Raw genomic sequence first — 16,853 nt, forward strand, 5'->3', positions numbered from 1 at the left:
CATGTTCTCCATCGACTTCAGACAGATCGGCATCGTCGCCGGCAAGGAATTCTGGGACCGCATCCGCAACCGCTGGGTGCTGGCCGTGGCTGTGGTGTTCACGGTGTTCGCGCTGGTCATCGCCTATTTCGGCGCGGCCCAGCAGGGCACGGTGGGTTTCCACTCCATCGACGTGACCATCGCCTCGCTGGTCAGCCTGGTGATCTACCTGATCCCGCTGATCGCCTTGATCCTCGGCTTCGACGCCATCGTCGGCGAGCGGGAACGGGGCTCGCTGGACCTGCTGCTGACGCTGCCGATCACCCGCAAGGAGCTGATCCTCGGCAAGTACGCGGGGCTGGCCGGCGCGCTGGCCTTCTCCACCATCGCCGGTTTCGGCGCAGTGGGGGTGATCCTGTCGCCGCAGCTGGACCTCAACGCGCTGTTCCACTACGCCGGCTTCATGGCCTCGGCGATCCTGCTCGGCTTCGCCTTCCTGAGCCTGGCGGTGATGTTGTCGGTGTTCGCCGGCGACCGCACGCGGGCCTCGGGCATGGCCATCGGCACCTGGTTCTTCTTCGTGCTGGTGTTTGACCTGCTGATCCTCGGCGCGCTGGTGGTCACCGCCGGCGACTACGGCGGCGCGGTCTTTCCCTACCTGCTGCTGCTCAACCCGGCAGACGTGTTCCGCGTGCTCAACGTGTTCAGCCTGGACGAGGTGCGCACGCTGTACGGGCTCGCCACCGTGTTCCCCGAAGCCCTCAGCCATCCGGCCACCCTGGGCGGCGTGATGCTGGCGTGGATCGCCGGCCCGCTGATGGTGGCCATCTGGAGATTCGAACGATGAAACGCCCCTCCCCCTTCCGCACCCTGCCGCGCCTGGCCGCCGTGCTGCTGGCCTGCGGCCTGCTGACGGCCTGCGGCAAGACAATGGACAACAGCGTCGCCCCGACCGAGCTCGGCAAGGACACCTATTGCGCCCTCGACGGCATGCTGCTCGGCGACTATCCCGGGCCCAAGGCGCAGATCCACTACGCCGGCCAGCCGGAGCCGGAGTTCTTCTGCGACACGATGGAGATGTTCTCGATCTATCTGAAGCCGGAACAGGCCCGCAAGGTGGCAGCGATCTACGTGCAGGATCTGGACAAGACGACTTGGGAGGAACCGAAGGGCGCCTGGATCGACGCCAAGACGGCCTTCTACGTGGTGGGCTCCAAGAAGCGCGCCGCGATGGGCCCGACGCTGCCTTCCTTCGGCACCCGCGAGGGGGCGCAGAAGTTTGCCGCCGCCGAGGGCGGCAAGGTGCTCGCATTCTCCGAGGTCACCCCCGAAATGGCCCGCCTGGATGGCGGCGCGTTGCACGATCAAAGGATGTAGGCCGATGGACAATTTCTACGACAAGATTCCCGCCGAGCGGGCCCTGGAGATTCAGCGCGTGTCGCGCCTGATGTACGAAGTGCGCGCCGCCCGCGACAACATGCTGGCGCGCCTGGGGGCCGCCGATGCCGAGCAGGCGCTGGCCTGCATCGTGGACGGTGCGCTGCCGGAGCATCCGGGCTATGAACACTACCTTTCGGTACGCATCCTCAACGGGCTGCACAACCAGGTGCGCGCCGAGCTGGCCGCCCTCGTCAAGGAGGCCCAGGAACAATGAACCTGCATCTGGAACTCGCCGCCCGCGTGGAAGAGGACTTCGGCGCCCATCTGGAATCGCCGCCGGAGATCAAGCTGGATGCGCTGATCCTGCGCCTGGACAACGGCGTGGTGATGGAGGCGCGCATCGCCGCCCCCGACGCCTATGCCATCGCGTGGGCCTGGGGCGAGGCGGAACTGCGCATCGACACCGCGCCGGTGCACCAGGATCTGGCCACCTGGCCGAACCATATGCATGGTGCCGACGGCACTCTGCAGCACGATCCGCTGACCGTTTGCGGCGCGGCCCCGTGGGACAATCTGCGCGCGGTGCTCGATGCGGTGCTCGCCGATCCGCTGCTCGAACGCCGGCCCGCCGCCTAAGCCCCAGGAGCTGATACATGATTTCCCGCTTGTTCCCTGCCCGCCTCGCCGCGCCGCTGCTGGCGCTGGCCCTGTCTATACCGGCCTTCGCCGTCGATCTCGCCGCCCAGGCGATCCCGCGCGCTGCACGCTGCCCGGTGTGCGGCATGTATCCGGCGCGCACGCCCCAGTGGGCGGCGCAGATCGTCTTCAACGACCAGAGCGCCAGCCATTTCGATTCGCCGGTGGATCTGTTCCGCTTTCTCAACAACATGGTGTTGTTCGACAAGCAGCACAAGCCGGCGGACATCGGCGCGATCTACGTGGCGGATTACGAGCGCAAGACGCCGGTGGATGCGAAGAAGGCTTTCTTCGTGCTCGGCTCGAAGGCCACCGGCCCGATGAACGATCCCAACCTGCCGGCCTTCGCCAGCCGTGAAGCGGCGGACGCCTTCGCCAAGGCCCAGGGCGGCAAGGTGCTGATCTTCGGCGAGGTGACGCGGGACGTGATCAAGAGCCTCAACAGCGGCGGCCACCACCACTAAGCAGCGCCGCCCGCCGCTGGCTTACAGCAGATATTGCTCGATGCGGCTCACCGGCGCGTTGCGCAGCAGGTAGAGCTGGGGATTGACGCGCTCCGCCGACTTGCCGTTGAGGGTGACCGGCACCGGCTCCCGGTCGAGGATGCACAGGCGGCGGCTGACGCAGTCGGCCCGCCACGGGGGCAGCGCGGTCTTGCCGCGCTCTTCCACCGCGATACGGGTGAGCTGGAACTGGTCGGTGGGTTTCTCCTTGTCCACGCGGGCCCGGATGGCGTCACGCGCCTTGTCCAGGCTGCCTTGCTGCACGCACAGGTCGTACAGAGCAGCGAGGCAGCGCACGTTGTCGATGCGGATCGGGTTGAGGCCGTGCAGCCACGACAGTGCGGCGATGAGCTTGCGACCATACACGTCGTAGGCGTATTGCAGGGTCTCGGTGTAGAACGCCGGGACGCGGCCCACCGCCTGCAGCGCGGCCTTCCAGGCCGGATCGAAGTCGGTCTTGCGCCCGCCGCGGGACAGGGCATCGGCCCAGGCCACCTGCTTGGCCAGGCTGGGCAGCTTGAGCATGGCCTGCCACTCCGGCCACAGGGGGCCGAAACAGGCCTTGAGGGCCGCCTCGTCGCGCACCGCGAAGCGCTTGAAGAGTTCCTGCAGCGTGCCGGTCTTGAGATTGACCTGCAGTGGCCCGAAGGACAGGCCGGCACCGTCGAAATTGCCGGTGACCTGCTGGAAGGGGTCGCCGCTGGTCTCGAAGGCAGCGGTGACGCGCAAGGCGTTGGCGATGGCGAGTTCAGGCCGCACCGCCGGCAACGCGGCGGGATCGGGCATTTCCAGATAAACCAGCTTGCCTTCCTGCTCGACGCGCTGGAAGTGCCCTTCCTGCGCAAGGCGGGAAGCAGACTTGGCGAGTTCTTCGGGCTTGGCGCAGGTCACCCACACGAAGCGCCCCTCCAGGCCCGCGCCGTGGCCATCCACCGGCTGCACCGAGGCGATTTTAAGCGGCATGCCGATGGCGTCGCGCAGGACCTGCACGGAGCCGACCAGCTCCCGATGGATATGCACGCTGCCGTCCGGCCGGGCGTACTCGCGCAGCTGGAAGCTCGGCGTCACGCTGCCCGCCGCCGGGCCGCCCACCAGGAAATCGTTCTCGTATTTGAATCGTGTCGCCATCTCGCCCTCGTCCGATTGGTGCCGGCGCGCTAGGCCGGCGTCATCCAAAGTTAGACGAGACGCATCGAAGTGCCAAGAAATATGCAGTTCGTTTGGTGGGATGGGCGAATGGATTCGCTCCTGCAGGGGAAAGCGGGTTCGATGCGTTGGGGCGACTTCTTGCGCCCTTGCCACCTGTTGCTACGGCGTTTCATTCGAATGCACGACCCGAAAGCGGCGCCCATCCCAGTACAGCAGGATGTCGATGCCCGCCTCACTACCGAGCAGGATGCCATCGCCTCGCCAGCGCGGGGCAAAGGTGCGCCAAGACTCGGCCTGGGGCGCATCCTGGGGCAGGATCTGCAGCGGTGGGGGGCCCTCGTTCCAGATCGGGGTGGAGAAGAAACGGCGGTTCTGGATCAGCGTGCAGGCGTCGCGGCGATCCAGCACCAGCATGAAGGGCACGCCGGCGTTACGACGCAAGCGCGCGTTCCACGGGTCCCAGGCCAGCGCGGGGATGGCGGCCCGCGACTGGCGGCGCACCCACAGGCGGTCGGCCGTGCCGTCGCCGTCAAAATCACCGTGCAATACACTTGCACCGGCAGGAGGGCCTGCCTGGCAGGGTGTGGCGGCGTGGCTTGGAACGGAGAGTGTCAACAAGGCGGCCAGGCCGCCGTACAGGAGCGTTCGATAATTCATGCCTTGGGCAGGTGCAGCTTCCATCTGTCGAGATAGGGGGTCGGATCGATGAGATCGGCGCGTCGCAGGAAGGGTACGCCATCTGCACGCCGGGCGGACTCATCCTCGGCCACGGTCAGGCGGCCACTGGCGGTGCCGGCATACATTTCCAGGTGCAGCATGGCGCTCGGCACACTGATGCCGACCAGACGCCCCACCTTGGCGATGAACTGGCCTGCGATCACCCGGTCGCCCTTGCGCAGCGGCGAGCCGGGCTGGATTTCGCCATAGCGGATCAGGAAATCCCCGTGGTCGATCTCCAGCGCATCGGTTTCCGCATAGAAGGGGTAGGGATCGCGGAGCACCACGCCGGCACGGACGGCATGGATGCTCGTGCCGATGGACGCGTAAAGGTCGCAGCCGGCATGGGCCCGGGCTCCACTGCTGCGGTTCGACCCGTAGGCCCGCGGCGCCTGGGTCCAGTCTGTTCTGGGCAGGGTCGCCAACGGAAAGCACTCTTCGCCTGTTGCAGGCCTACCGCCATCGACATTGCCGGCGGCCATCAGCAAGTGCTGCCAGTCCTGGCTCTGCACGGCGATCAGGCCGCTGGGCGCCAGACCGGACAGGATCTGGAAAGCCTTGATCGCCGCCACCGTGGCGGACTCCTTCGGCGGCCGGGCAATGCCCCCGTCGATGCCCTGGGGGTCGACCACCGGCCTGGCCAGTCGCCTGGCCGCCTCGGTCAGCAAGGTCTGAACGGTGATCACATCGGCCTTCTGGTTGTGGGCGCCGCGCTCCCACGCCCCCACTGACGCACTGATATCCATGAAGCTCTCCTCGCGGGCCGCGCAGCCGGCATGCACCATGCCTTCGCCACAGCCCGAGTACTCAGCATAGTCTGCCACGCGCGGCTGTCATCCCTGCCGGCCTCCCCGCCGTCTTGGCCGGGCCCGAAAAAAAAGCCACGACATAGCGTGGCTCTTTTTTGCGAAACGCGAAACCCGATCAGAGGTTCTCGAGGCGCAGGCGGATCACCTTGCCGGTCACGGAGTCGAGGCTCTCGATCTTGGCGATGGCGGTGTCCACGTTCTTCTCGATGGTCAGGTGGGTCAGGATGATGATGTCGGTCTGGGACTCGCCCTCTTCCGGCTCACGCTGCAGCATGGCGTCGATGGAGATCGACTGGTCGGCCAGGATGCGGGTGATGTCGGCCAGCACGCCCGGCTTGTCGAGCACGCGCAGGCGCAGGTAGTAGCTGGTCTCGACTTCCTCGATCGGCAGCACCGGCACGTCGGTGATCTGGTCCGGCTGGAAGGCCAGGTGCGGCACGCGGTGTTCCGGATCGGCGGTGTGCAGGCGGGTGACGTCCACCAGATCGGCGATCACGGCGCTGGCGGTCGGCTCGGCACCGGCGCCCTTGCCGTAGTACAGCGTGGCGCCGACGGCGTCGCCCTGCACCAGCACGGCGTTCATGGCGCCTTCCACGTTGGCGATCAGGCGCTTCTCGGGGATCAGCGTCGGATGCACGCGCAGCTCGATGCCCTGCGGACGGCGGCGGGCGATGCCCAGCAGCTTGATGCGGTAGCCGAGTTGCTCGGCGTACTTGATGTCGGCCGCTTCGAGTTTGGTAATGCCTTCCACGTAGGCCTTGTCGAACTGGACCGGCACGCCGAAGGCGATGGAGGCCATCAGGGTCGCCTTGTGGGCAGCATCGACGCCTTCGATGTCGAAGGTGGGATCGGCTTCGGCGTAGCCGAGGCGCTGGGCTTCCTTGAGCACGTCGGCGAAGGGCAGGCCCTTGTCGCGCATCTCGGACAGGATGAAATTGGTGGTGCCGTTGATGATGCCGGCCAGCCACTGGATGCGGTTGGCGGAGAGGCCTTCACGCAGCGCCTTGATGATGGGGATGCCACCGGCAACGGCGGCTTCGAACGCAACCATCACGCCCTTCTTCTGGGCGGCGGCAAAGATCTCGTTGCCATGCACGGCCAGCAGCGCCTTGTTGGCGGTGACCACGTGCTTGCCGTTCTCGATGGCCTTCAGCACCAGTTCCTTGGCGATGCCGTAACCGCCGATCAGCTCGACGACGATGTCGACCTCGGGGTCGGTGACCACCGAGAAGGCGTCATCGGTGAGGCGCACGCCGGCGCCGGCCACGCTCTTCGCCAGTTCCAGGTTCTTGTCGGCCACCGCGGTAATGCGGATCGGCCGGCCGGCACGGCGGGTAATTTCTTCTTCGTTGCGCTTGAGAACGGTAAAGGTGCCACCGCCTACGGTGCCGATGCCCAGGAGGCCAACATTGATGGGTTTCATGTGTCTGGTGAAGGTAAGGGTCTAGGGTTGAGAGTCTGGGAAAAGGAAGGGTTGGGAGTGCATGTTTGGCGGCTCGGCCCCCTTCCCTCTCCCGGCATCAGGTGCCGTGCCGCTTGCGGTAGCTTTCCAGGAAGCGGGCGATGCGGGCGATGGCCAGTCTGAGATCTTCCTCATGGGGAAGGAAGACCAGCCGGAAATGGTCGGGGTTCGGCCAGTTGAAACCAGTGCCCTGCACCAGCAGCACGCGTTCGGCCTCCAGCAGTTCGGCGATGAACTGCTGGTCGTCCTCGATCGGGTAGATCTTGGGGTCGAGGCGCGGGAACATGTACAGCGTGGCCTTCGGCTTGACGCAGCTGACGCCCGGGATGGCGGTGATCAGCTCGTGGGCCAGGTCGCGCTGGCGACGCATGCGGCCGCCGGGAGCCACCAGGTCTTCGATGCTCTGGTAGCCGCCGAGGGCGGTCTGGATGGCATGCTGGCCGGGCACATTGGCACACAGGCGCATCGAGGCCAGCATGTTGAGGCCCTCGATGTAGTCGGCCGCCGGACGCTTGTCGCCAGACACCACCAGCCAGCCGGCACGGTAGCCGCAGGAACGGTAGTTCTTGGACAGGCCGTTGAAGGTAACGGTCAGCACGTCTTCCGACAGGGAGGCGATGGAGGTGTGCTCGATGCCGTCGTACAGCACCTTGTCGTAGACCTCGTCGGCGTAGATGATCAGGCCGTGCTCGCGGGCGATCTGGACGATGGCCTTCAGCGTTTCGTCCGGATAGACGGCACCGGTCGGGTTGTTCGGGTTGATCAGGACGATGGCGCGGGTGTGCGGGGTGATCTTGGCGCGGATGTCGGCCAGATCGGGCAGCCACTCGTTGGCTTCGTCGCACATGTAGTGGATCGGCGTGCCGCCGGACAGGCTCACGGCGGCGGTCCACAGCGGATAGTCGGGGGCCGGAACGAGCACTTCGTCGCCGCTGTTGAGCAGCGCGTTCATGGCCATCACGATCAGTTCGGAAACGCCATTGCCGACGTAGATGTCTTCCAGCGTCACGCCCTTGATGCGCTTCTGCTGGGTGTAATGCATGATCGCCTTGCGGGCCGAGAAGATCCCCTTGGAGTCCGAGTAGCCTGCGGCGTTGGGCAGGTTGCGGATCATGTCGAGCTGGATTTCTTCGGGGGAATCGAAGCCGAACGCGGCCAGGTTGCCGATGTTCAGCTTGATGATCTTGTGGCCCTCGTCCTCCATCTGCTTCGCCTTTTGCAGCACGGGGCCGCGGATGTCGTAACAGACGTTGGCGAGCTTGTCGGACTTGCGGATTGGTTGCACGGCGGTTTCCGTTTCCTTACTGATGAGAGCGGATTGCCCGGTGGCAACACGCAATTTGGCTTGGCGGCTCATGGTCATGGCCCCGTCAGGGACGATCGGTGATGAAACCCGGTCGGGTGCCCGGCGACGCAAAGCTATAATGTTACCCAAGCCACCCGGACCGGGCAAATCCGCGTCCAATCAATCAGTAAGAGTGCCCACCGCAGAGAAGCCGCCCATGAAACTCCACCTCGACAAGAGCACGCAATACAACACCATTGCCCGCTACGACGCCCGCCACGTACAGATTGACGACACCCGCTATGAATCCAGCCTGATCGTGATGCCCCAGCGCATCGAAGCCGACTGGCACGCCGGCGGTTTCGATGCGCTCGACGAAGCCGCCTTCCAGCGCCTGGCGGCGCTGGGCTGCGAGATCCTGATCCTCGGCACCGGCATGAAGCAGCGCTTTCCGCAACCGCGCCTGATGCGTGCGCTGATCGACGCCCGCATCGGGCTGGAAGTGATGGATCTGGGCTCCGCCTGCCGGACCTACAACATCCTGGTAGCGGAACATCGTAACGTGGCCGCGGCGCTTCTGTTCGATCCGGAGTGAATACCCTTCATATGCCTGGATGCATTGCCAGGCCTGCGTCTTGGGATTAGGCTGATGCCGGAATACCCCCTTTTCCGGAGAAACCATGCTCGACCAGGACGCCCCTGATTTCAGCCTGCCAGCCACTGGTGGGCAGACGCTCACCCTTTCCGCCCTGAAGGGCAACAAGGTGGTGCTGTATTTCTACCCGAAGGACAGCACCCCCGGCTGCACCACCGAGAGCCAGCAGTTCCGCGACCTGCATCCCGAGTTCCTGGCCGCCGGCGCCGTCGTGCTCGGTCTCTCGCGGGACGGCCTCAAGTCCCACGACAACTTCCGCGCCAAGCAGGCCCTGCCCTTCGACCTGGTCTCCGATCCGGACGAGACCGCCTGTACGCTGTTCGGTGTCATGAAGCTGAAAAACATGTACGGCAAACAGGTACGTGGCATCGAGCGCAGCACCTTCGTCATCGATGCCGCCGGCGTGCTGCGCCGCGAGTGGCGTGGCGTCAAGGTCCCCGGCCACGCCCAGGAGGTGCTCGACTACGTGAAGACCTTGTAAGGCAGGACTGCTCCATCCCCTTCCACGACCGACGAGAAGACCGACATCATGGCTACCCGACGCCCTGCGAAGTCCAAGACCCCCGCTACCAAGCTTTTCGTCCTCGACACCAACGTGTTGATGCACGACCCGACGAGCCTGTACCGCTTCGAGGAGCACGACATCTTCGTGCCGATGATGACCCTCGAGGAACTCGACTCCAACAAGAAGGGCATGTCGGAAGTCGCCCGCAACGCCCGCCAGGCCAGCCGCACCCTCGACGAGATCGTGCAGAGCTGCCCGGAGGGCATCGAAGCCGGCATCAGCCTTGTCGGCCCTTCCAGCGAGCTGGCCAGCGGCCGCCTGTTCCTGCAGACGGAAGCCATCAACAGCCAGCTGCCAGCCGCGCTGCCCACCGCGAAGGGTGACAATCAGATCCTCGCGGTGGTGATGCACCTGTTCGAGAAGTTCGACCGGAAGCGCTCGGTGATCCTCGTCTCGAAGGACATCAACATGCGCATCAAGGCCCGCGCGCTGGGCCTGGAGGCGCAGGACTACTTCAACGACAAGGTCCTCGAAGACACCGACCTGCTGTACACCGGCACCAAGGAGATCGACACCGCCTTCTGGGACGCCAACGGCAAGGACATGGAGTCGTGGAAGCAGGAGGGGCGGACTTACTACAAGATCAAGGGTCCGGACGCGCCGGACATGCTGATCAACGAGTTCGTCTTCCAGGAAGGCGAGCAGCCGCTGCAGGCATGGGTCAAGGAGAAGGCCGGCAAGACGGTCACCCTCGAGACCCTCATCGACTTCTCCCACCAGAAGAACAACGTGTGGGGCATAACCGCCCGCAACCGGGAGCAGAACTTCGCCCTCAACCTGCTGATGAACCCGGAGATCGACTTCGTCACCCTGCTCGGCCAGGCCGGCACGGGCAAGACGCTGCTGACGCTGGCCGCCAGCCTGACCCAGGTGCTGGAGACCAAGCGCTACTCCGAAATCATCATGACCCGCGTCACCGTGCCGGTGGGCGAGGACATCGGCTTCCTGCCGGGCACCGAGGAAGAGAAGATGGCCCCGTGGATGGGAGCCCTGGAAGACAACCTGGACGTGCTCAACGGCACCACCGGCGAGGGCGGCGAATGGGGCCGCGCGGCCACCCGCGACCTGATCCGCAGCCGCATCAAGATCAAGTCCCTCAACTTCATGCGCGGGCGCACCTTCATCAACAAGTTCCTGATCATCGACGAGGCGCAGAACCTGACGCCGAAGCAGATGAAGACCCTCATCACCCGTGCCGGCCCCGGCACCAAGGTGGTGTGCCTGGGCAACATCGCGCAGATCGACACGCCCTACCTCACCGAGGGTTCGTCGGGCCTGACCTACGTGGTGGACCGTTTCAAGGGCTGGCCGCACTCCGGCCACATCACGTTGCAGCGCGGCGAACGCTCGCGGCTTGCGGACCACGCGGCGGAAGTCTTATAAGTACGCAGCACGCGGGATGGGCTGCTTGCTCCAGCGCATTCCGCGCCCCCCAGCGGGGGCTTCCACAACAATAACGCGGACCCGGCCACCGGGAGAAAAATCCGATGAACGAGACAACACAAGACATTTCCCCCACCCCCCGCCTGACGGGGATCACGGTTCTCGCCGCGGAGGACGACGAGATCAACCAGATCGTGCTGGATGACGTCCTGAGCTACGAGGGTGCCCGCGTGGAAATCGTCGGTAACGGACGCACCGCTGTCGAACGCATCACCACCGCGGCTCCCGATGCCTTCCAGCTGGTGCTGATGGACATCCAGATGCCCGAGATGGACGGCTACGAAGCGGCACGGCGCATCCACGCCCATGCACCGGCACTGCCGATCATCGGCCAGACAGCCAATTCGGGCGCCGACGAACTGGCGCGCTGCCGAGCCTCCGGCATGGCGGCGCAGATCAGCAAGCCCATCGACCCCGAAGCCCTGGTCACCCTGATCCGCCGACACACCGTGGAACGGTCGGCCGGCACGATCGACTGGCAGGCCCTGGAGGCCCGTTTTCCGGGCAAGGCCGATTTCATCCGCCGTCTGCTCGGCGTGTTCATCCAGAGCCAGACCCCGACGGTGGCGACGCTGCGGGCCACGGCAGCCTGTGGCGACATTGGGGCGATCGCGCCCATCGCCCATCCGCTCAAAAGCTCGTCCGGCAATATCATGGCCAACGCCTTGATGGCCCTGGCCCTGCGCACCGAACAGGCCTCTCGCCAATCCCTGCCCGAGGCGCTGACGCTCGCTGAAGAACTGGCCACCGCCCTCGAGGCGACCCTGGCCGAAGTCTCCCGCCACCTGGAAGCCTGACCGTAAGGGCGAATTCATTCGCCCTTACGGGGATATGATCAGCCCGCCTTGCTGAGCGGCACCCTCCTGCAGGCTGCGGGCGACACCGGCCAGGGTGGCCGCATCCAGCGTGGCGACCGACAACACGCCAGCCTGCTCGGCCCGCCGGTACAGACCCGCGCCACCACGCCGGTAGGCCGGGTCGTAGTGATCGACGATCAGTTGCTCAGCCAGCGGCTGCCATTCAGCGGCCGTCACCATCGCCTGCCATTCGCCGACCCGTTTGTGCCCATGCTGACCGATCAGGCGCTCCAGCTTGGCGTTGAAATCGGCCGGATCGGCAATCAGGCTGGCATAGCGGTCCAGTAGATGCGCCACCCGCGCCGGCAACGCGGCGTCGATGCGCAGGCAGTCGCCATCACGCAGGCGCTCGAAGAGTTCTACGGGCAGATGCAGACGACCGATGCGCCGGCTCTCCGACTCGGCCCACACCGGCCGCGCCGGATCGAACGTCCGCAACTGCGCCCACAGGGCCGTTTCAAATGCCTTCTGGCACGGCTGCTGGCTGTTCGGCTCGGCCCCGAGCACCGAGCCCTTGTGGTTGGCCAGCGCCTCAAGATCCAGGACCTGCTCGCCGGCCGCCGCCAGCGCCTCCAGCAGCGCCGTCTTGCCGCTGCCCGTCGGACCGCACAAGATGCGAAAACCCAGGCTCGCGGGAAGCCTCGCGAGATCCTCCAGCACGCGCACACGGAAACTCTTGTAGCCCCCCTCGAGCCGCCGCGCGCCCCAGCCGACCTGCCCGAGCACCAGCGTCATCGCACCGCTGCGCTGGCCGCCGCGCCAGCAGTAAATCAGAGGTTTCCAGCCCTTCGGCTTATTGAGAAAATGCGTCTCGATGTGCTGCGCGATATTGCGTGACACCAGCGCTGCCCCAATCTTGCGCGCCTCGAAAGGCGACACCTGCTTGTACAGCGTCCCGACCCGGGCACGTTCCTCGTCATCCAGAACCGGACAGTTGATCGCCCCGGGAATATGGTCTTCGGCGTATTCGGCCGGCGAACGGACGTCTATGATTGCGTCGAACTCGTCGAGACGATCGAGGCTGGCAGAAAATGGGGCGGGATGGGACACGATGAAAACGACTGAAATAGACAGGAATCAGAGATGACCGAAGCCCCCCTGCGACTCACCGAATTGTCTCACGGCGGCGGATGCGGCTGCAAAATTGCCCCCGCCGTGCTGACCGAGATGCTCTCCCACATGCCCGCCGCCCAGCCCTTTGCCAACCTGCTTGTGGGGACCGAAACCGCGGACGACGCTGCAGTGTGGCGCCTCAATGACGAACAGGCACTGATCGCCACCACCGACTTCTTCATGCCGATCGTGGACGACCCCTACGACTTCGGACGCATCGCCGCCACCAACGCCCTGTCGGACGTCTATGCGATGGGTGGCACGCCGATCATGGCGCTGGCCATCGTCGGCATGCCGGTGAACAAGCTGCCGCTGGCAGCGATCGGGCGCATCCTCGAAGGCGGCGCGGCGGTCTGCGCCAACGCGGGCATCCCGGTGGCAGGCGGCCACAGCATCGATTCGCCGGAGCCGATCTACGGCCTGGTGGCCCTCGGCATCGCCCACCCCGACGTGATCAAACGCAACCGCGACGCCCGCGAGGGCGACGTGCTGGTGCTCGGCAAGCCCCTCGGCGTCGGCATCCTCGGCTCGGCGATGAAGAAGGGCGTCCTCGACGCCGACGGCTACGCGCAGATGATCGCCACCACCACCCGCCTCAACAAGGTCGGTCCGGCGCTGGCCAAGCTGCCGGACGTGCATGCACTGACCGACGTCACCGGATTTGGACTGCTCGGCCACCTGCTCGAGGTGTGCCGCGGTGCGGGCCTCGGCGCAACGGTGGAAGCCAGCGCCCTGCCCGTCATGCCGGCGGCAATTCCGTTTGCGCAGCAGGGCATCGGCCCCGGCGCGATCGCCCGCAACCTGGCCAGCTGTGGCGACGACGTGCAATTTGCCGACGGGGTCGAGGAATGGCAGCGCAGCGTGCTGGCCGACGCCCAGACCAGCGGCGGCCTGCTGGTGGCGTGCTCCCCCGACACCGTCGACACGGTACTCGCCACCTTCCGCAACGGCGGCTTCTCCGATGCGGCGGTGATCGGTCGCATGCATGCCGGCGCGGCCAAGGTTCAGGTGGAGAAGTAAGCGGGAGCGCCACGCCGGGGTCGGGGTCACCGCATCACGGGGCGGTGGCCAATGCTTTCACGCACTTGGCCATGAAAGAAGCTCGCGCGGGGTGCACATGCTATCCAGCGCCTGGAACCCGGCGGCAAGACGTGCCACCAGTCGGGCCTGGTTGGCCGGCAGGTGGTCGATCACCGGCCACTGCAGGTCGGCCAGGTCCTGCGTAGCCTCCCACTTTCCGAAGGCCTCCTGCACCTTGGTCTCGCCGGTGACGGCCTGGGGATACTGGCCGTGCCGGGTTTGTCTGCCGAATGTGCCGGCCATCAGCTGGGCACGCCTTTGCCTGCCACGCTGCCGGCTGGCTGCAGGATCTGCCCTGCCGTCCGTTGCGGCAGACGCCCGTTGAGCACGGCGTACGCCAGCAGACCGATCAGCAGCCCCCAGAACGCACCGCCGATACCGAACATCGTGATGTTGGCGGCCGCGGCCAGAAAAGTGATCAGCGCAGCCTCTCGCACCTTCGCATCCGCCATGGCGCTGGCGAGGCTGCCGCCAATGGTGCCCAGCAGTGCCAACCCCGCCAGGGTGGTGATGAAGGTGGCGGGGAAAGCCATGAAGAGCGCGGCCAGCGTGACCCCGAACACCCCGACGAGGATGTAGAACACACCGGCAGCGATGCCGGCGATCCAGCGCTTGGATGGCTCGTCATGCGCCTCCCTGCCGGTACAGATCGCTGCCGTGATCGCGGCTATGTTGAAGGCATGCGAACCGAACGGCGCCATCAGCAGCGACCCCAGCCCGGTGACCGTGACAATGGGGTTGGCGCTGGTCTTGAAGCCGTCGTTGCGCAACACCAGCATGCCGGGCATGTATTGACCGGTCAGCGTGATCAGGAACAGCGGCAAGGCGACGCTCAGCAGCGCATTGAGCGAAAACACCGGCATGGTGAGGACGGGGGTCGCGAGCTTCAGCTCCAGCCCGGAAAGCTCGACCCGGTTCTGTACGAGCAGGAAGGCCAGCCCGAGCACCAGGATGCCCACCACCGCATACCGCGCAGTGAAGCGCTTGAGCACCACGTAGGTAGCGATCAGCAATCCGGCCAGCACGGGGTCGATGCTCATACCGCCGAATGCCTTTACACCGAACTGCAGCAGGATGCCGGCCAACAGGCCAGCAGCCACGCCCGGCGGGATCAAGCGGATCACCCTCTCGAAACAGCCCGACAGCCCGAGCGCCACGAAGGCCGCCGCCGAGATCAGGTACGCGCCCACCGCTTCAGCGTGGGACGTGGTGGCCAAGGCCGTGACGAGAAAAGCGGCGGCCGGTGTGGACCAGGCCGTGATGATCGGTTCCCGGAACATCCAGCTCAGGATGATCCCCGTCACGCCCACACCGATCGAAATCGACCACACCCACGAAGCCGTCAGCTCCGGGCTGAGGCCGGCCACCTTGGCGGCCTGGAATACAAGGATGAAGGTGCCGCCATAGTTGACGATGACCGATATCAAACCGGCGACGATGGGGTGGGCGAGATCGTTCCAACGAACTGAGGAAGGGGGGCTGGCGGATGACATGGTCTGTATGCAACTCCTGGAGACGGTGTGATTGACCTGAGGAATGACATCTTTATATCCTCGGAATGGCTTGGAATTCCCCACCAATTTTCCTGACAGATACAGACCAATTGTTCAAACATGCCCAACTCGAATCCGTCAAAGCCTGGATCGGCGACCCGGCGCATGGCGCCCTGTCCTTGCATGCGCGTATCCAGCGGGCCGTCCGGCAACTGATTCTCGACGGCGCACTCGATGTGGGCAGGCCATTGCCCGCATCGCGCGCGCTGGCCCTCTCTCTGGGGGTCTCCCGCGATACGGTTGAGACGGCGTACAGCCAGCTGCATGCGGAAGGCTTCATCGAGCGACGCGTGGGCAGCGGCAGCTTCGTATCGGAACGGGCGCGGCGCCTGACAAGGCACGAAGGAATTGCACGGCAAGCCGGGGCTACCGGGGAAATACCGAATCTGAGCCGGCGCGGCAGCGCCATCCACCAGGGCGGCGGCGTACGCGACTTCCTGGCGCCACGCCCGTTTGCACCCGGCTTGCCGGAGACCCGCAATTTTCCGCTCCAAACCTGGGAGCGTCTGGAGCGGCAGGTACTGAAGGAACATGGCACCCATGCCCTGCTGCACAGTCCGCCGCAGGGCATGGCACCGCTACGGCAAGCCATCGCCGATCATGTCAATCTGGAACGCGGCGCAGGGGCGACGCCCGAACGTGTGCTGGTGCTGACCAGCTCCCAGCAGGCCCTCACCTTGTGCGCCACGGTACTGCTCGATGCCGGCGATCGGATCTTCATCGAAGATCCCGTCTATCACGGTGCGCGCAAGGCCTTCGACGCCGCCGGCCTGGAATGCGTCCCCATACCGCTGGACACCGACGGCATGCGGGTGGAACAGCTGTACGATGCGGAACCATCCGCCAAGGCCGTATTCCTGACCCCTTCGCATCAGTTTCCAAGCGGGGCGACGCTGGCGCTGGATAGACGGCTGGCCATCATCGACTGGGCTTACAAACAGCAAGCCTGGATCATCGAGGACGACTACGACAGCGAGTTCCACTATGCCGGCAAGCCCAAGGCCTGCGTGCAGGGGCTGGACCCGCACGAGCGGACGGTCTACATCGGCACCTTCACCAAATCGCTGTTTCCCGGCCTGCGCATCGGCTACATGGTCCTGCCGCCACAGCTCGTGGGACCGATGACGGTGGCGCGCACCCTGCTGGATGGACACAGCGCGCCGATCCCGCAGCTCACCCTGGCGCGCTTCATGGAGGGCGGACATTTCGGCGCGCATGTGCGCACCATGCGCGCCGTTTATGCCGAACGACGCAACGTGCTGGCGCGGCTGGTCAGCACGCACCTGGCCGACTTCCTGAAGGCGCGGGTGCCGGCCGGGGGGATGCAGATGCCGTGCATCCTCATCCGCGACATTCCCGAGCAGGAAGCTGTCGAAGCCGCCCGTCGGGCCGGTATCGACCTGCTGGGCCTGAGCACATTGTATGCGTCCGGCAATCGTGAAGCCGGCTTCCTCATGGGCTTCGCCGCCCATGCGCCGAACGAGCTGGAGATTGCGGTCGGAAAACTGGCGGACGTGCTGCGTGCGCTGGATCGCAGGTAGGCACAAAAAAACCAACGCCGCATTCCGCGGGGAGAGGGACGCGGAATGCGGGCTGGCCTTGGGGGA

The 16,853-nt window shown here is 65.6% G+C and carries 19 protein-coding genes; 11 read left to right on the top strand and 8 right to left on the bottom strand.

Features of this window, described 5'->3' with window-relative positions; all coding sequences use genetic code 11:
- Window positions 1–10: 10 nt before the first annotated feature.
- From B4920_RS07375 to B4920_RS07395, 5 genes are read left to right on the top strand one after another with little or no spacing between them, the layout of a single operon-like run.
- Window positions 11–826 (top strand): ABC transporter permease subunit, encoded by an 816-nt coding sequence (locus tag B4920_RS07375; protein WP_079434177.1) that lies wholly within the window; start codon window positions 11–13, stop codon window positions 824–826.
- Window positions 823–1,356, top strand: coding sequence for a nitrous oxide reductase accessory protein NosL (locus B4920_RS07380; protein WP_079433983.1), 534 nt, complete (start codon window positions 823–825; stop codon window positions 1,354–1,356). The genes B4920_RS07375 and B4920_RS07380 overlap by 4 nt, the downstream gene beginning before the upstream one ends.
- A 4-nt stretch (window positions 1,357–1,360) precedes the next feature.
- On the top strand, window positions 1,361–1,633 hold the full coding sequence (locus B4920_RS07385) for a hypothetical protein (protein ID WP_079433984.1): 273 nt from the start codon (window positions 1,361–1,363) through the stop codon (window positions 1,631–1,633).
- Window positions 1,630–1,995, top strand: a complete 366-nt coding sequence (locus tag B4920_RS07390) for a hypothetical protein (RefSeq protein ID WP_079433985.1) — start codon at window positions 1,630–1,632, stop codon at window positions 1,993–1,995. The genes B4920_RS07385 and B4920_RS07390 overlap by 4 nt, the downstream gene beginning before the upstream one ends.
- Before the next feature lie 17 nt (window positions 1,996–2,012).
- Window positions 2,013–2,519 (top strand): nitrous oxide reductase accessory protein NosL, encoded by a 507-nt coding sequence (locus B4920_RS07395; protein ID WP_079433986.1) that lies wholly within the window; start codon window positions 2,013–2,015, stop codon window positions 2,517–2,519.
- 21 nt (window positions 2,520–2,540) lie between these two features.
- Here B4920_RS07395 and B4920_RS07400 read toward each other — a convergent pair whose 3' ends face one another.
- The 5 genes from B4920_RS07400 to B4920_RS07420 form a co-directional block, all read right to left on the bottom strand.
- Window positions 2,541–3,686, bottom strand: coding sequence for a hypothetical protein (locus B4920_RS07400; protein ID WP_079433987.1), 1,146 nt, complete (start codon window positions 3,684–3,686; stop codon window positions 2,541–2,543).
- 180 nt (window positions 3,687–3,866) lie between these two features.
- Window positions 3,867–4,364 (bottom strand): hypothetical protein, encoded by a 498-nt coding sequence (locus tag B4920_RS07405; protein WP_139379449.1) that lies wholly within the window; start codon window positions 4,362–4,364, stop codon window positions 3,867–3,869.
- A complete protein-coding gene (locus B4920_RS07410; RefSeq protein ID WP_139379450.1) occupies window positions 4,361–5,248 on the bottom strand; it encodes a M23 family metallopeptidase in 888 nt (295 codons plus the stop codon). The genes B4920_RS07405 and B4920_RS07410 overlap by 4 nt, the downstream gene beginning before the upstream one ends.
- A gap of 100 nt (window positions 5,249–5,348) precedes the next feature.
- On the bottom strand, window positions 5,349–6,656 hold the full coding sequence (locus B4920_RS07415; protein WP_079433990.1) for a homoserine dehydrogenase: 1,308 nt from the start codon (window positions 6,654–6,656) through the stop codon (window positions 5,349–5,351).
- Between the two features lie 97 nt (window positions 6,657–6,753).
- Window positions 6,754–7,980, bottom strand: coding sequence for a pyridoxal phosphate-dependent aminotransferase (locus B4920_RS07420; protein WP_173862648.1), 1,227 nt, complete (start codon window positions 7,978–7,980; stop codon window positions 6,754–6,756).
- Between the two features lie 217 nt (window positions 7,981–8,197).
- Between B4920_RS07420 and B4920_RS07425 the strand changes: the two genes are divergently transcribed.
- The 4 genes from B4920_RS07425 to B4920_RS07440 all read left to right on the top strand — a co-directional run bounded on the left by B4920_RS07425 (window position 8,198) and on the right by B4920_RS07440 (window position 11,440).
- Window positions 8,198–8,575 (top strand): Mth938-like domain-containing protein, encoded by a 378-nt coding sequence (locus B4920_RS07425; RefSeq protein ID WP_079433992.1) that lies wholly within the window; start codon window positions 8,198–8,200, stop codon window positions 8,573–8,575.
- An 85-nt stretch (window positions 8,576–8,660) separates the two neighbouring features.
- Window positions 8,661–9,116 (top strand): peroxiredoxin, encoded by a 456-nt coding sequence (locus B4920_RS07430; protein ID WP_079433993.1) that lies wholly within the window; start codon window positions 8,661–8,663, stop codon window positions 9,114–9,116.
- 48 nt (window positions 9,117–9,164) lie between these two features.
- Window positions 9,165–10,583: a PhoH family protein gene (locus tag B4920_RS07435; protein ID WP_079433994.1), complete on the top strand. Its 1,419-nt coding sequence runs from the start codon at window positions 9,165–9,167 to the stop codon at window positions 10,581–10,583.
- A gap of 104 nt (window positions 10,584–10,687) precedes the next feature.
- Window positions 10,688–11,440, top strand: a complete 753-nt coding sequence (locus B4920_RS07440; RefSeq protein ID WP_079433995.1) for a response regulator — start codon at window positions 10,688–10,690, stop codon at window positions 11,438–11,440.
- A 24-nt stretch (window positions 11,441–11,464) separates the two neighbouring features.
- Here the strand turns inward: B4920_RS07440 and mnmH are convergent, their stop codons facing one another.
- On the bottom strand, window positions 11,465–12,550 hold the full coding sequence (gene mnmH / locus B4920_RS07445) for a tRNA 2-selenouridine(34) synthase MnmH (protein ID WP_079433996.1): 1,086 nt from the start codon (window positions 12,548–12,550) through the stop codon (window positions 11,465–11,467).
- A 33-nt stretch (window positions 12,551–12,583) separates the two neighbouring features.
- Between mnmH and selD the strand changes: the two genes are divergently transcribed.
- The gene (selD, locus tag B4920_RS07450; RefSeq protein WP_079433997.1) at window positions 12,584–13,633 is read left to right on the top strand and encodes a selenide, water dikinase SelD; all 1,050 of its coding nucleotides are present in this window, start codon (window positions 12,584–12,586) and stop codon (window positions 13,631–13,633) included.
- Window positions 13,634–13,690: 57 nt separating this feature from the next.
- Here selD and B4920_RS29895 read toward each other — a convergent pair whose 3' ends face one another.
- On the bottom strand, window positions 13,691–13,936 hold the full coding sequence (locus tag B4920_RS29895; protein WP_216819793.1) for a hypothetical protein: 246 nt from the start codon (window positions 13,934–13,936) through the stop codon (window positions 13,691–13,693).
- A complete protein-coding gene (locus tag B4920_RS07460; protein WP_079433998.1) occupies window positions 13,936–15,186 on the bottom strand; it encodes a benzoate/H(+) symporter BenE family transporter in 1,251 nt (416 codons plus the stop codon). Before B4920_RS07460 ends, B4920_RS29895 begins: the two co-directional genes overlap by 1 nt.
- 110 nt (window positions 15,187–15,296) lie before the next feature.
- Here B4920_RS07460 and B4920_RS07465 point away from each other — a divergent pair, with 110 nt between their 5' ends.
- Window positions 15,297–16,787 (top strand): PLP-dependent aminotransferase family protein, encoded by a 1,491-nt coding sequence (locus B4920_RS07465; protein ID WP_079433999.1) that lies wholly within the window; start codon window positions 15,297–15,299, stop codon window positions 16,785–16,787.
- Window positions 16,788–16,853: the final 66 nt, after the last annotated feature.

Origin of the sequence: Zoogloea sp. LCSB751 (assembly GCF_002028455.1) — a bacterium.
GTDB lineage: Bacteria > Pseudomonadota > Gammaproteobacteria > Burkholderiales > Rhodocyclaceae > Zoogloea.

Bases quoted from the DNA above. Each gene is read 5' to 3' on its own strand.
- B4920_RS07440 (WP_079433995.1), top strand. From the start codon at position 10,688: ATGAACGAGACAACACAAGACATTTCCCCCACCCCCCGCCTGACGGGG.
- B4920_RS07430 (WP_079433993.1), top strand. From the start codon at position 8,661: ATGCTCGACCAGGACGCCCCTGATTTCAGCCTGCCAGCCACTGGTGGG.
- B4920_RS07415 (WP_079433990.1), bottom strand. From the start codon at position 6,656: ATGAAACCCATCAATGTTGGCCTCCTGGGCATCGGCACCGTAGGCGGT.
- B4920_RS07435 (WP_079433994.1), top strand. From the start codon at position 9,165: ATGGCTACCCGACGCCCTGCGAAGTCCAAGACCCCCGCTACCAAGCTT.
- B4920_RS07405 (WP_139379449.1), bottom strand. From the start codon at position 4,364: ATGAATTATCGAACGCTCCTGTACGGCGGCCTGGCCGCCTTGTTGACA.
- B4920_RS07400 (WP_079433987.1), bottom strand. From the start codon at position 3,686: ATGGCGACACGATTCAAATACGAGAACGATTTCCTGGTGGGCGGCCCG.
- B4920_RS29895 (WP_216819793.1), bottom strand. From the start codon at position 13,936: ATGGCCGGCACATTCGGCAGACAAACCCGGCACGGCCAGTATCCCCAG.
- B4920_RS07425 (WP_079433992.1), top strand. From the start codon at position 8,198: ATGAAACTCCACCTCGACAAGAGCACGCAATACAACACCATTGCCCGC.
- B4920_RS07390 (WP_079433985.1), top strand. From the start codon at position 1,630: ATGAACCTGCATCTGGAACTCGCCGCCCGCGTGGAAGAGGACTTCGGC.
- B4920_RS07460 (WP_079433998.1), bottom strand. From the start codon at position 15,186: ATGTCATCCGCCAGCCCCCCTTCCTCAGTTCGTTGGAACGATCTCGCC.
- B4920_RS07380 (WP_079433983.1), top strand. From the start codon at position 823: ATGAAACGCCCCTCCCCCTTCCGCACCCTGCCGCGCCTGGCCGCCGTG.
- B4920_RS07395 (WP_079433986.1), top strand. From the start codon at position 2,013: ATGATTTCCCGCTTGTTCCCTGCCCGCCTCGCCGCGCCGCTGCTGGCG.
- selD (WP_079433997.1), top strand. From the start codon at position 12,584: ATGACCGAAGCCCCCCTGCGACTCACCGAATTGTCTCACGGCGGCGGA.
- B4920_RS07385 (WP_079433984.1), top strand. From the start codon at position 1,361: ATGGACAATTTCTACGACAAGATTCCCGCCGAGCGGGCCCTGGAGATT.